Below are 13430 nucleotides of genomic sequence, written 5' to 3' on the forward strand. Positions count from 1 at the left end.
CGTGCGGAGGGTCACCTGGCGCAACCTCGTTGCGCGCAAGCTCCGCCTGCTGCTGAGCGCCTTCGCGATCGTCCTGGGCATCGCGTTCCTGTCCGGCTCGCTCGTCTTCACCGACACGATCGGCAAGAGCTTCGACCAGATCGCGTACGGCACGGTCACCGATGCGGCCGTCCGGCCCATCACCGACACGAGCGACGCTGTCGCCTCGAGCATCAACCTCGATGCCCGCACGATTCCGGCGAAGTACGTGGACAAGGTCGCGGCGCTGCCCGACGTGGCGCGGGCCGAGGGTGCGATCAACGGCGTCGGCCTGTTCGTCGTCAAGCGCGACAACCACCTGCTCGGCGGGACGGGCGCGCCGACGATCGCGCTCAACGCCGGCACGGGAGATCCGATCCCGAACGCCGCCGGCGAGCAGATGATCACGTGGAAGTCCGGCGCGATGCCGACGAAGGCCGGCGAGATCGCGCTGGACGCCCGGTCGGCCGACGTCGCCGGCTACGGCCTGGGCGACACCGTCAAGCTCGCGATGCCGAGCGATCCGCCGATCCTGGAGGCGAAGCTCGTCGGCATCTTCGAATTCTCCGCCGGAGGACTGGCCGGCGCGACGCTCGTGATCTTCGACGACGCGAGCGCCCAGAAGTACTTCACCGACGGCAAGGACGCGTTCACCCTGATCCAGGTCGAGGGCAAGGCCGGGGTCTCGCAGAAGCAGCTCGCCGAGCAGGTCTCCACCGTCATCCCGAAGGGCACCGAGGCCGTCACGGGCGACCAGGTCGCGCAGGAGTCGAAGGACCTGTTCGACCAGTTGCTGGGCTTCCTGAACACCTTCCTGCTCGTGTTCGCCGGGATCGCGCTGGTCGTCGGCACGTTCCTGATCGTCAACACGTTCTCGATCCTCGTCGCGCAGCGCAGCCGCGAGCTGGCCCTGCTGCGCGCGCTGGGGGCGTCGCGGCGTCAGGTCAGCCGGTCCGTCCTGACCGAGGCGTTCGTGATCGGTCTGATCGGATCGACGGTCGGTCTCGGGCTCGGCTTCGGGCTCGCGCTGCTGCTCAAGGTGCTGTTCAGCAACTTCGGTCTCGACCTGTCCGGGACGCCGCTCGTGTTCCGGCCACGGACGATCGTCGTCTCGTACGTCGTCGGCGTGCTGGTGACGATGCTCGCGGCGTGGATCCCGGCGCGCCGGGCCGCGAAGGTGCCGCCCGTCGCCGCGATGCGCGACGACATCGCGATGCCCGAGTCGTCCCTGCGCTGGCGGCTGCTGCTGGCGATCGTGTTCGGCCTCGTCGGTGCCGCCGCGATGTCGGCCGGGCTGTGGCTCGACGTCCCTCGCCCGGTCATCTGGGTGGGCGCGGGCATCTTCGGCGTGCTGATGGCGGTGGCGCTCGGCAGCCCGCTCGTCGCCGTGCCGGTGCTCGCCGCGTTCGGCGTCGTGTACCGCGGCGTCTTCGGCGCGGTCGGCCAACTCGCCGCGCAGAACGCGCGCCGCAACCCCCGCCGTACGGCCGCGACGGCCTCGGCCCTCATGATCGGTCTCGCGCTCGTCACGACGATGTCGATCCTCGGCGCCTCGATCAACAAGTCCATCGACGCGGCCGTCGACAGCGAGTTCTCCGCCGACTTCGTCGTCCAGAACGTCAGCGGCCAGCCGTTCTCGACGCAGATCGCGAAGGACCTGGCCGAGGTGCCGGGCGTCGCGGCGGTCTCGCCGGCGCAGCTGATCGTGCTCGACGTGAGCCCGTCGGGATCGGACGGATCCGGATCCCAGGTCTTCGCCTCGGCGATCGAGCCCGACCAGTTCGCGAAGGTCTTCACGCTCGACTACTCCTCGGGCGGCGCTCCCACGCAGGAGAACACGATCGCCGTCAGCGAGACGACCGCGGAGGACCTCGGCATCTCGGTGGGCGACCAGGTCGACCTCGCGTTCACGGCGGGCACCCTGCCGACCGAGGTCACCGGCGTGTTCGCCGACAGCCAGATCGTCGGCGGGGCCGTCGTCCCGATGTCGACCGTCGGCGCGGCCGGCATCAAGCGCGCCGACACGTCGCTCGCGATCAACGCCGAGCCGGATGCCGGCAAGGCCACGCTGCGGGCGAACCTCGAGCGCGCCGTCGGCGACAACCCGACGGTCGTCGTGCAGGACAAGGAGAGCTTCGCCGAGGCGCAGCGGGCGCAGGTCAACACCTTGCTCTACCTCATCTACGCGCTGCTGGGCCTGGCCATCGTGATCGCCGTCCTCGGCATCATCAACACGCTGGCGCTGAGCGTCATCGAGCGCACCCGCGAGATCGGTCTGCTGCGCGCGGTCGGACTCACCCGCTCGCAGTTGCGGCGGATGGTGCGGCTCGAGTCCGTCGCGATCGCGATCCTCGGAGCCGTCCTGGGCATCGGAGCGGGTCTGCTGTTCGGCCTGGCCTTGCAGCGCTCGTTCGCCGACGACGGCATCACGGACCTGGCGATCCCGGTCGGCTCGCTCTCGATCTTCGTGCTCGTCTCGGCGGTCGTCGGCGTCCTCGCCGCCGTCCTGCCCGCCCGCCGCGCCGCCAAGCTCGACGTCCTCACGGCCATCGGCGGCGAGTAGGGCTCGGGGTCGAGCGGTTTACCACGGTCCCTTGGTTTCCCCGTTCCTCCCTCGGTGAATTCACCGAGGGAGGAGCCAACGAACCGAGGGACCGTGGTAAACCGTCGGCCGGCGACCCCACGATTGGTCTGGAACCACGGGCCGCTGCTAGACTCGTGAGGTTGCCGTTCATGGCGACCACTCCTGTGACGGAAAGCCCGTCACCGCTCAGTCCGAAGGAGAAACCGCAGTGTCACTGCGCAAGTACGAAGTCATGGTCATCCTCGATGCCGAGGTCGACGAGCGCTCCGTCGAGAAGAGCCTCTCGACCTACCTCACCAACACGATCGTCAGCGATGGCGGTTCGGTCGATCAGATCGACGTGTGGGGCAAGCGCCGCCTCGCGTACGAGATCAACAAGAAGAACGAGGGCATCTACGCCGTCATCGACTTGTCCGCCGAGCCTGCCTCGGTCAAGGAGCTGGACCGTCAGCTGTCGCTGAACGAGTCCGTCGTCCGCACGAAGGTCACGCGTCCCGACGTCAAGTGATCCTCGGCCTGTGGACATTCGGTCCCGAATGTCTGACAGGTCCGACACACTCGTCGCAGACCACTGCTCGAAAGGCTGATCACCCATGGCAGGCGAAACCACCATCACCCTCGTCGGAAACCTGACGCGCGATCCGGAACTCCGGTTCACGCCGTCGGGAGCGGCCGTCGCCGACTTCACCGTCGCGTCGACGTCCCGCACGTTCGACCGTCAGACGAACGAGTGGAAGGACGGCGACTCGCTGTTCATCCGCTGCTCGGCCTGGCGCCAGCTCGCCGAGAACGTCGCCGGCTCGCTGACCAAGGGCACCCGCGTCATCGTGACCGGTTCCCTGAAGGTCCGTGAGTACGAGCGCCAGGACGGCGGCCGCGGCACCAGCGTCGAGATGACCGTCGACGAGGTCGGTCCCTCGCTGCGCAACGCGACCGCCCAGGTCACCCGCACGTCGGGTGGCGGAGGCGGTCAGGGTGGCGGCTTCGGCGGCGGCAACGCCGGCGGTCAGGGCGGCGGTTGGGGCGGCGGACAGCCCGCGCAGTCCGCACCGCAGTCCGACGCGAGTGCCTGGGCCCAGCCGGCCCAGCCGCAGACCGGGGGCAACGACCCCTGGGGCGGCGGCGGCAACGCCGGCGGCGGGTCCACCGACGAGCCCCCCTTCTGATCCACACATACGTACGCAATACATCCAGGAGCATCATGGCCAAGCCAGTTGTCCGGAAGCCGAAGAAGAAGAGCAACCCGCTCGCGGCCGCCGGCGTCACCACCATCGACTACAAGGACACCGCCCTGCTGCGGAAGTTCATCTCCGACCGCGGCAAGATCCGCGCCCGTCGCGTCACCGGCGTCTCCGTGCAGGAGCAGCGCCAGATCGCCAAGGCGATCAAGAACGCGCGCGAGATGGCGCTGCTGCCCTACACGTCCAGCGGTCGCTGAGTCAGGAGCAGATTCGATGAAGCTCATCCTCACGCACGAGGTCTCGAACCTCGGCCAGCCCGGCGACATCGTCGAGGTCAAGGACGGCTACGGCCGTAACTTCCTGCTGCCCCGCAACTTCGCGGTCCGTTGGACCAAGGGTGGCGCCAAGCAGGTCGAGTCCATCAAGGCCGCTCGCGATGCGCGCGCGGTCCACGACCTCGAGACCGCCCAGTCCATCAAGGGCAACCTCGAGTCCACGGTCGTCAACGTCCCCGCGCAGGCGGGCGACGCCGGCCGGCTCTTCGGCGCCGTCACCGTCTCGGACATCGCGGACGCCTTCGCCGGCGTCGGTGCCCAGGTCGACAAGCGTCGTATCGAGGTCGGCAACCCGATCAAGAACCTCGGCCCGCACACGGTCACCGTGCGCGTGCACCCCGAGGTCGTCGCGACGGTCAAGCTGAACGTCGTCGCTTCGAAGTGAATCCAATGCCGCCGGGTCCCGCTGCACGCGGGGCCCGGCGCGTTGCTTTCTGGGGGGCGGCCTGCCTCCTGGCGGCCGGCTGCTTCGGTGACGACCCGTCGGAGCCGAAGGAGTCGAGCGGCCCCACGGCACCGGCCATGACCGACCTGCACCCCGCCAAGGCCGACGCGGTCGCCGACGGTGGCACCCTGACGCTCGGCCTGGAGTCCTTCCCGGCCACGTTCAACCCCGTCCACGCCAAGGGCGCCGAGAGCAGCGCTCCGCAGATCCTCGCACCGACCCTCGGCTCGGCGGTCGCGGTCGAGGCCGACGGCTCGTGGCGGGTCGACCCCGACTACGCCCACTCGGTCGAGGTCACCGACGACGATCCCCTCACCGTCCGGGTCGAGCTGAACCCGCAGGCGGTCTGGCAGGGCGGCACCCCCGTCACCTCGGCCGACATGGTGTCGTTCGTCGCGGCGATGCAGGACGACGACTACGCCGCCGCCGCGTCGCCGGTCTACGAGGACGTCGACACGGTCGAGCCCGACGGCGACTTCGCCTACGACGTCGTCTTCGACGAGCCCAACGCCGACTGGCCCGCAGCGGTCTACCCCACCCTGCCGAAGGCCATCACGAAGTCGGCGGACACGTTCAATCGCGGCTTCACGGGCCGCGCCACGTCGGCCAACGGCCCGTTCCGGGTCGCCGCCATCGAGCGCGCGACGGGCACGATCACGCTCGAACGCAACCCGCGGTGGTGGGGCCGAGCCCCGCGGCTCGACTCGATCGTGTGGCGCATCGGCGAACCCGACGTGCTCGCCGAGGCCTTCCGCGCCGGTGAGCTGGACTCCGTGCCGATCACGCCCGCCAACCGCGCCGCCCTGGCCAAGGAGCACCTGCGCGCTTCGAGCGGATCGGACTGGTCGCACCTGACGATCAACGGAGGGTCAGGACCCCTGGCCGACGCCGACGTCCGCCGCGCCGTGACCCTCGCCGTCGACACCGATGCGATCGTCGACGCCACCTCGAAGCGCTACGGCGTGCCGGCCGAGGCGATGGACTCGGTCGTGCTGCTGCCCGGCCAGGTCGGCCACCGTGACGCCGAGGGCACCGGTCGCGATCTGGCCGCCGCCGAGAAGCTGCTCTCCGGGGCCGGCTGGAAGCGTGAGGGCGACACCGGCTGGGTCACCAGGAAGGGCGCGGCACTGAGCCTCACGATGCCCGTCCCCGACACGATGTCCGGGGCGGTGGAGCGGGCCCAGTTGGTCGCCGACGACCTCGCGGACGTCGGCATCCAGGTCAAGGTCGTGCAGGTGCCCGGCGCGACGTTCTTCGAGAAGGTCGTCATCCCCCTCGACTTCGACCTGACGACGTTCACGTGGCAGGGCTCGGCCTTCCCACTGACCACCACCGAGCGGCTCTTCACGCCGATCGACAGCCCGCTGAACTTCACGGGCAAGGCGTCCGAGGCGATCGCCGAGGCGTTCGACGCCGCGATCGGGACGATCGACGACGGCGACCGCGCCGGCCGGATCGCCGAGGTCGACGAGGTGGCCCGCGCGCAGGCCTCGATCCTGCCGCTGTCGGTGCTGCCGCGGGTCATGGCGGTCGATCCCGACGTCGTGAACTACGGTCCGACGGCCCTGGCCGATCTGGACTGGACGGTCGTCGGCTTCGCCCAGCGAGAGAAGAAGGACTGATGGCGCGCACCCGGCGAGTGGCCGTCGCGTGGCCCACGATCCTGCGTGAGCTCGAGGTCGTGCGGGTCGCCGACGTCACGGCCACGACCCGTCGGGTCACGCTCGCGGGCGATCAGCTCGACGCGTTCGCGGTCGCCGGCGGCACCGCTCCGGCCTTCCGCAGCGACGGCTTCGACGACCACGTGAAGCTGCTGGTGCCACTCGAGGGAACGACGCGGCCGCCGCTGCCCGTGCAGGGACCCGATCGGCTCGAGTGGGGCGGAGCCGGTGGCCGCCCGGTCGCCAAGGACTACACGCCGCGCCGGTTCGCCGACGGCGAGCTCGATCTGGACTTCGTGCTGCACGAGGGTGGCTTCGCGGCGGGTTGGGCGCGTCGGGTCCGGCCCGGCGAGCCCGCGTGGATCGTGGGCCCGACCCGCTCGCTGCTCGTCCCGACAGGTGTCGACCACCTGCTCGTGGCCGGCGACGAGACGGCACTGCCGGCGATCGCGCGGCTCGCGGAGCAGTGGCCCGATGGGGTGACGGGCGACGTCGTCGTCGAGGTCGCCGGGCCGGCATCGGAGCAGGAGATCGGCCTTCCCGCGGGCGTCACGCTGACGTGGGCCCACGGGCTCGATGCGTGGGTGAAGGCCGTCACGGCGCGACCCGTGGCGGCCGGCACGACCTTCGCGTGGCTCGCCGGCGAGGCCGCGGCGGTGCGCGATCTGCGCCGTCATTGCGCGAGCGACCGCGGCATCGCCCGCGACTGCCTCGACGCGACGGGCTACTGGCGGGCCTGACGCGCCGGCGGGATCGGCCGCCGAGGTCAGCGTGCCCGCGCGGCGACCGGGTGGCCGTGCCACCAGAGCGCCTGGTCCAGCTCGGAACCGTCCCGCGGGGACCACGTGCGGACGACGACCCGGTCGGTGCCGAGTTCGTGGTCGAGCTGCGCGGTGCCGTTGTCGAGGCTCAGCTCGATGCGCTCGACGTCGCCGCACATGACGTGCCGCGGCCGGCGGATCAGCCGACGCAGTCCGCCGGACGGGCGCGTCGTGCCACGAACGATGTGGCTGCGCAGTCCCTCGCGGGAGATCACGGCGGCCTGGGTGCCGAGCTCGTGCAGGGCCGCGGCGATCTGGTCGGTGCCGAGGACGTAGACGCGACCGACGCGTCCGATGTGGGGGGTGGCGATGTCCGACTCGGTGCCGAGACGCGCCAGCGCGTAGGTGACCTGTGTCGTGCTCATGGATCAAGCGTGGGCGGGCTGACTGTCCTGCGGCTGAGGATCGGGTGAACGTTCGGTGAGGAGTCAGCGAGCGCCCAGCACGAGCCACCGGTCGCTGCGCTGACGGAGCCACAGCATCACCCAGCGGGCGAGCTGGAACACGCAGTACGCCGCCCACAGCCACGTGAAGCCGGCGTCGGTGGCCTGCACGAGCAGTGCGAGCGGCGTGTAGACGGCGAACGTGACGAGTCCGGCCCACGCGAGGTAGACGCCGTCGCCGGCCCCGATCAGGACGCCGTCGAGGACGAAGACGATGCCTGAGACGGGCTGGATCGCCGCGACGAGCAGCAGTGCCGGCACGGCGGCCGCGCGGACGTCCGCATCGGACGTGAAGACGCGGGCGACCCACGGCGAGGCCACGGCGAGCAGGACCCCGGAGGCGATGCCGAAGCCCAGCCCCCATGCGATGACGCGCCGGGTGATGGCGCGCGTGCGGGTCGCGTCGCCCGCGCCGAGGGAGTGTCCGGTCAGCGTCTGCGCGGCGATCGCGAAGGCGTCGAGGGCGAAGGCCAGGAACGTCACGATCGTCGTCGCGATCTGGTGCGCGGCCAGTGCCGCGTCGCCGAACCCGGCCGCGACGAGGCTCGCGAGCAGCAGTACGGCGCGCAGGCTGACGGTCCGCAGCAGGAGCGGGACCCCGTCGACCGCGGCGCGCGCGACCTCACCCCCACGGGGCCGCGGGGAGGCGTGCACCGCCCGGCTGCGGCGAACCACGACCGCGACGAGCCAGCCGGCCGCGACCCACTGCGCGAGCACGAGGCCGAGCGCGGCGCCCTGCAGGTCCAGTCCGGCGCCGTAGACGAGGGCGACCGTGAGGACGACGTTGAGCACGTTGGCCACGACCATGACGACGAGTGGGGTGCGCAGGTCGAGGACGCCGCGCAGGGCCCCCGTGGCGGCCAGGACGAGCAGGATCGCCGGGATGCTGGCGGACGCGATGCGCAGGTACTCCGTCGTGAGGTCCGCGACCTCCGGTGAGCTGGCCAGGGTCGTGCCGATGGGGCGGGCGAACACCGCCGTCAGGCCGCCGAGGACGATGCCGAGCAGCAGGGCCAGCCAGACGCCTCCCAGGGCGGACTCGAGGGCCTGCCGGTGCTCCCCGGCGCCCTGGTGCCGGGCGACGGTCGCGGTGCTGCCGTAGGCGAGGAAGACGCACAGGCCGACGACCGTCGTCAGGATCGTCGAGGCGGCGGCGAGGGCGGCCAGCGGCTCGCGTCCCAGGTGTCCCACGATGGCCGTGTCGGCCATCAGCATGAGGGGCTCGCAGATGAGTGCGGCGAAGGCCGGAAGGGTCACCGCCAGGATCTGACGGTCGAGGGTGGGAGCCCGCACGGCTGCGACGATACTCCTGTGACACCTGAGGTTGCTTTGTCGACAAGTCCCCGAAGGCCGTGCGAGGACCCGTGGAAAACCCGTCCTGCCGAATTGGTCCTCGGGAAATGTCGCTCCACATCTGGTGACGGACGTTTACGCAGGTCAGAGCCTCTGTGACGCCCGTCACGTCGCGGCTTTCCACAGACTCGTCCACCGACTGTGCACATCCTCATGCGGCGTTTTCCACAGGCGGACGGGGTTTGTGCACACCCCCTGTGTGTGTTCATCTCGACGCCCTCTCCGCGGGCCCGTAGGGTCGCCCAGGTAGGTGCTCCGGAGTTGAGGGGAGACGGCTTCTGTCGGTGCCTGACCGTAGTCTCCTGACAGCTGCCGATCACGTACGAGGAGTGCCGTGAGCGTTACCGATCTGTACGAGCCCGACCAGGGCGAGTCAGGCGTATCGGGCTCCGCCGGATCGGGCTACGTGCCCCCGCAGGACATGCCTGCCGAGCAGAGCGTCCTGGGCGCGATGCTGCTGTCCAGGAACGCGATCGATCCGGCCGCCGACCTGCTCGAGGGACGTGACTTCTACCGTCCCGCGCACGAGGTCATCTTCGACGTCATCACCGATCTGTCGGGACGGGGCGAGCCGGCCGACGCGATCACCGTCGCGGCCGAGCTGACCCGACGCGGTGAGATCGGCCGGATCGGCGGCGCGGCCTACCTGCACGACCTCGTCCAGGGCGTCCCGATCGCGGCCAATGTCGACTACTACGCGCAGATCGTCCACGAGAAGGCCGTGCTCCGTCGCCTCGTCGAGGTGGGTCAGCACGTCGCCCAGCTCGGCCAGTCCGGCACGGGCGAGCTCGAGGACATCGTCGACCGGGCCCAGAAGGCGGTCCTGGACGTCGACGGCTCGAAGTCCGCCGAGGACTACAACGTCCTGTCCGACCTGATGTCGTCCACGATCGACGAGCTCGAGGAGCTCGAGACCCGCTCCGGCGAGGTCAGCGGCGTGATGTCGGGCTTCGCCGACCTCGACCGGCTCACGACGGGCTTCCGTCCCGGCCAGATGATCGTCGTCGCGGCGCGCCCCGGTGTCGGCAAGTCCACCCTCGGCCTGGACTTCGTGCGTCAGGCCTCGATCCGCCAGGGCCTCACGTCGGCGATCTTCAGCCTGGAGATGACGGGCGCCGAGATCGCGATGCGTCTGCTCTCGGCCGAGGCCAAGGTCGCGATCCACCACATGCGCGCCGGCTCGATGTCCAGCCGCGACTGGGACGCGATCGGCCGCGCGATGGCGACGGTGCAGGCGGCGCCGATCGTGATCGACGACAGCCCCAACATGACGATGCCCGAGATCCGCTCGAAGGCCCGCCGCATCAAGAAGCAGCACGGCCTGGACTTCATCGTGCTCGACTACCTCCAGCTCATGACGTCGGGCAAGCGGGTAGAGAACCGCCAGGTCGAGGTCTCGGAGTTCAGCCGTCAGATCAAGCTGCTCGCCAAGGAGCTCGAGGTCCCCGTCGTCGCGATCAGCCAGCTGAACCGTGGCTCGGAGCAGCGCACCGACAAGACGCCCCAGCTGTCCGACCTGCGCGAGTCCGGCTCGATCGAGCAGGACGCCGACATCGTGATGCTGCTCAACCGCCCCGACGCCCACGGCGCGGGCGAGTCCGAGCGACCCGGCGAGGCCGACATCATCGTCGCCAAGAACCGCTCCGGCCCGGTCAACAAGGTCGCCGTCTCCTTCCAGGGCCACTACTCCCGCTTCACCCCGATGGCCCGCGAGCCCGAGACCACCGCCGGCGGCGCCTCGGCCGCCGACTTCGCCTGATCGTCGGCCGTCGAGATGCAGCGAGATGGCAAACGGCTGAACGTTTGAAACAAACAGGGTTGATTGTTCTCTCGTCGTGAGTTGCGGATTGGTCCGAGGGCCGGTTTCCAGCTCGGTCTCGGGTGTTTTGGGGAAGTTGACGGGCGCAGCGGAACGGCCACGCGATCCGTGGATGGGAGAGATGCCGGGCAGGAAGTGCACCATTGGCGGAATCTGACTGAGGATTGGGCATCCCATGGACACGTACGAGTTTCGCCTTTCGTTTGCACAGATCGAATGCACCCGTTGTCACGCCGATCGCCTCCGGGGTGTCGTGTGTCCCGAATGTGGCCAGGCGCCGGCGGCTTGGGAGGTGGACGGCACTCTGCAGCGAAGGCAGGCCCTAGTCGAAGAGCTGTTAGGAACACTTGAAGACCCCGACCCGTCGATGAGGGCGAGCTTCTCGGGTATGACGGCTCTCGGCATCCCCAGCGCGATCGCGGCATTGCTTCCGGAGTTCCTAGGTGCTCTCCAGCTTGCCGCTAAGTCGGACTTCAGAGAAACGGTTCTTCTTCGCGAGGCGGTAGGTAAGTGTGCCGGACTTCGGGAAGTCGCCAAGGACATCAAACCTCAGCGACCGTTCGGAAGGGCTCATGAGCTAACGCAGGTTGCGCTTAAGCAAATGGGACTCCTCATGCGTGAGTACCTAGTTGTCTTTGCTGCACGAACGCCGCTGGAGGCTCAGTCGCGAGGTCGTCTTGCCCAGCGGAGGATGGACGACCTGCGGGATGTTGGCGCGCAACTCAACGAGTGGCTCTCGCGTCGCAATAGCCTCGACGAGGCCGAAGTCGTCGCAGATGCGCTCAAGTGCCTCGTGTCAGATGCCGCGGCTGCCGTCGGCGTGTGTTCGCTCCTGGACTTGGCTAAGCACCACCAGACGGGACTCATTGAGATCGTCGGGACCGCGGTGGATCCCGGGATCGCTCTCAGTTTTGCGATGCAATCGTCCGTCGCTGACTTGTTCCTCGACCTTGATGGCTATCGAGACAAAGTCCGACTCGCCGCAAGGTCGTTTCACGAGGCCGGCATGGAATTCGACAATCTCGTGCGCCATCCCGATTTCCGAACTGACCTTGCTCGGCTTGAACTGGACCTATTCGACTCTGCATTGCAATGCCAGCACGTGCTCGCGAAGGCGACCGTGCCCCGCCAAGCGGCAAAGGCCCTTGTTGCGCTCAATAAGTCACTGGTGGAGGCCAGCGGACGGGTAGTCGCCGCTCCGCTCTTGGTTGCGGTTGGCGCCAAGTCGAAGCCCTACTCCAAGCTGCGCCACGACAACGCGACAGAGTTAATTGATCTCGTGCGGACTCAGACGCACTTGGGAATCCTTGTTGCGGGACTCGATCCGCATCTGAGGACAGCTGAAGCACATTCAGCCATTGCGTACGGTGACGACCGTTTGACCACCGATTTGTCCGCGCGGAGCGAGGTGTATGAGTATGAGGCTCTCGCCGGCACGATCTTCGAAGCGTGGGAGTCGTGCATGGCGGTCATGCTTGGAGTGCGTCACGCGATCGCCACGCGAGGGATCGATATCGATGACGTGGGTCTCGGGTCGCTGGGCCTAGTGCCAGAGGAGATCGCGGATTTTGGACTCCGTGCCTCCGGTGTGGCGATGCGCGCTGCGACTTTGAAAGACGGTGTTCTCCGAATCTGCTCGGAGGGTGACATCCCCGTTGGGCTATCGGTCGCTCTAGCGGGCACATTGGCGTTACTTCGACCCGCTGACGTGGCGTCGATCGAGCTCGTCCTTGCGGACGGCCAGCGATGGGCTATCCCGGCGTCGGAGTATCGAAGCGCAACAGGTCAAGGAGACGGCTTCGCGGGTCAAATGGCGGTCATTCGCGTGCAGACCCGGTGGCGAGATGACCTCGGAAGAAGCTACCTGAGCGAGGAGGCCTTCCGGAAATGGTCCGCCGTTCAGGCAAGTCAGGCGTTGGATCTACCGATTCGTGACAAGTTCGCGCAACTCGCGGCCCTGGGGAACTTGGCTGCCGACTTCGGCGACGCCGAATGGGCAAACACCCTCAAGAAGTTGAGGACCGTCGTCCGTGTGCGGGAGCAGGGTCTGCAACCGAGCGACCCGGAACTGTCGTCGCTCGACACGATTCGCGAGTGGATCCGCAGGGACATCGAGGTCCAGTTGCTGTAGCCCTCGGGAATGAGCGGTCCTGAAACGAGCCGCGCTTCGCTGACGATGGGCCAGTTAGCCCAACAGAACCGCTGCGAACCCGGCCGAGAGTAGGAGCCATAGGCCGATTGCCCATACAAAGTGGGAAATCGTCTGCCCCCAGTCGTGCGCCGCCGACCAACCGGAGCTGTCGATCACCCCAGCCGCTCCTCGAAGAGCCCCGAGTCCGCGGAACGGGTTCGTGACCTCCGCCCACGCGATTCGGGGCAGGTCTCCCAAGTAGGCTCCAATGCTCGGTTTGCGTCCAACGTGCCCGCCGAGTCTCCACGCGATCGCTCCCACGATGTAGTTCAAGCAGTGCATTAGAGGGAGAGCCGGCACGGAGAGGAGCATGTACGCGTAGAACCAGCCGGTGAGGCTCGATCGGCTACGGGCACCCTCCGCGATGTCCGACAGACTCACATTGAGTGCGAACAAGCAGATCAAGAGCGCGGCAATACCGTACAGAGCAGCAGACGCGAGGAGCCCGATGTAGAAGCGCACGCCGCTGAGTATCTCGGTACTAGACCTCGAGGTAGACCCACTCGCGAGAACTGCTCCCCTTCGCCCTGATCAGCGAGGAAGGAATGTGTCTGCTGCACGGATGAGTGGCATCTGATC

11 protein-coding genes are annotated in these 13430 nt (G+C 68.5%); 9 read left to right on the plus strand and 2 right to left on the minus strand.

The window, feature by feature from the left end:
* Nucleotide 1: 1 nt before the first annotated feature.
* The 7 genes from ACT26F_RS13810 (at nucleotide 2) to ACT26F_RS13840 (ending at nucleotide 6964) form a co-directional block, all read left to right on the plus strand.
* Nucleotides 2-2581 carry an ABC transporter permease gene (locus ACT26F_RS13810; protein ID WP_471671123.1) on the plus strand — a complete coding sequence of 860 codons (2580 nt, stop codon included), beginning with the start codon at nucleotides 2-4 and terminating at the stop codon, nucleotides 2579-2581.
* A 235-nt stretch (nucleotides 2582-2816) separates the two neighbouring features.
* Entirely contained in the window at nucleotides 2817-3110 is a 294-nt protein-coding gene (rpsF, locus tag ACT26F_RS13815; protein WP_471671690.1) for a 30S ribosomal protein S6, read from the plus strand.
* 85 nt (nucleotides 3111-3195) lie between these two features.
* On the plus strand, nucleotides 3196-3768 hold the full coding sequence (locus tag ACT26F_RS13820; protein ID WP_471671124.1) for a single-stranded DNA-binding protein: 573 nt from the start codon (nucleotides 3196-3198) through the stop codon (nucleotides 3766-3768).
* Between the two features lie 35 nt (nucleotides 3769-3803).
* The gene (gene rpsR, locus ACT26F_RS13825) at nucleotides 3804-4040 is read left to right on the plus strand and encodes a 30S ribosomal protein S18 (protein ID WP_067861076.1); all 237 of its coding nucleotides are present in this window, start codon (nucleotides 3804-3806) and stop codon (nucleotides 4038-4040) included.
* A 16-nt stretch (nucleotides 4041-4056) separates the two neighbouring features.
* Nucleotides 4057-4503 carry a 50S ribosomal protein L9 gene (gene rplI, locus ACT26F_RS13830; RefSeq protein ID WP_471671125.1) on the plus strand — a complete coding sequence of 149 codons (447 nt, stop codon included), beginning with the start codon at nucleotides 4057-4059 and terminating at the stop codon, nucleotides 4501-4503.
* A 137-nt stretch (nucleotides 4504-4640) separates the two neighbouring features.
* A complete protein-coding gene (locus tag ACT26F_RS13835; protein WP_471671126.1) occupies nucleotides 4641-6185 on the plus strand; it encodes an ABC transporter family substrate-binding protein in 1545 nt (514 codons plus the stop codon).
* The gene (locus ACT26F_RS13840; RefSeq protein ID WP_471671127.1) at nucleotides 6185-6964 is read left to right on the plus strand and encodes a siderophore-interacting protein; all 780 of its coding nucleotides are present in this window, start codon (nucleotides 6185-6187) and stop codon (nucleotides 6962-6964) included. Before ACT26F_RS13835 ends, ACT26F_RS13840 begins: the two co-directional genes overlap by 1 nt.
* Nucleotides 6965-6990: 26 nt before the next feature.
* On the opposite strand, the gene ACT26F_RS13845 is transcribed toward ACT26F_RS13840, so the two are convergent.
* Complete coding sequence (locus tag ACT26F_RS13845; protein ID WP_471671128.1) at nucleotides 6991-7410, minus strand: hypothetical protein; 420 nt, start codon at nucleotides 7408-7410, stop codon at nucleotides 6991-6993.
* Nucleotides 7411-7473: 63 nt separating this feature from the next.
* Nucleotides 7474-8781, minus strand: coding sequence for an MATE family efflux transporter (locus ACT26F_RS13850; protein ID WP_471671129.1), 1308 nt, complete (start codon nucleotides 8779-8781; stop codon nucleotides 7474-7476).
* Between the two features lie 481 nt (nucleotides 8782-9262).
* Here ACT26F_RS13850 and dnaB point away from each other — a divergent pair, with 481 nt between their 5' ends.
* Together dnaB and ACT26F_RS13860 are read left to right on the plus strand one after the other, a co-directional pair.
* A complete protein-coding gene (gene dnaB / locus ACT26F_RS13855) occupies nucleotides 9263-10600 on the plus strand; it encodes a replicative DNA helicase (RefSeq protein WP_471671691.1) in 1338 nt (445 codons plus the stop codon).
* Between the two features lie 235 nt (nucleotides 10601-10835).
* Complete coding sequence (locus ACT26F_RS13860) at nucleotides 10836-12791, plus strand: hypothetical protein (protein WP_471671130.1); 1956 nt, start codon at nucleotides 10836-10838, stop codon at nucleotides 12789-12791.
* Nucleotides 12792-13430: the final 639 nt, after the last annotated feature.

The organism is Aeromicrobium sp. SP1 (genome assembly GCF_055663785.1).

What these genes read in the sequence shown, in the direction of transcription:
- ACT26F_RS13820 (WP_471671124.1), top strand. Translation starts at nt 3,196, where the DNA reads ATGGCAGGCGAAACCACCATCACCCTCGTCGGAAACCTGACGCGCGAT.
- ACT26F_RS13860 (WP_471671130.1), top strand. Translation starts at nt 10,836, where the DNA reads ATGGACACGTACGAGTTTCGCCTTTCGTTTGCACAGATCGAATGCACC.
- ACT26F_RS13845 (WP_471671128.1), bottom strand. Translation starts at nt 7,410, where the DNA reads ATGAGCACGACACAGGTCACCTACGCGCTGGCGCGTCTCGGCACCGAG.
- ACT26F_RS13840 (WP_471671127.1), top strand. Translation starts at nt 6,185, where the DNA reads ATGGCGCGCACCCGGCGAGTGGCCGTCGCGTGGCCCACGATCCTGCGT.
- ACT26F_RS13835 (WP_471671126.1), top strand. Translation starts at nt 4,641, where the DNA reads ATGACCGACCTGCACCCCGCCAAGGCCGACGCGGTCGCCGACGGTGGC.
- dnaB (WP_471671691.1), top strand. Translation starts at nt 9,263, where the DNA reads ATGCCTGCCGAGCAGAGCGTCCTGGGCGCGATGCTGCTGTCCAGGAAC.
- rpsR (WP_067861076.1), top strand. Translation starts at nt 3,804, where the DNA reads ATGGCCAAGCCAGTTGTCCGGAAGCCGAAGAAGAAGAGCAACCCGCTC.
- rplI (WP_471671125.1), top strand. Translation starts at nt 4,057, where the DNA reads ATGAAGCTCATCCTCACGCACGAGGTCTCGAACCTCGGCCAGCCCGGC.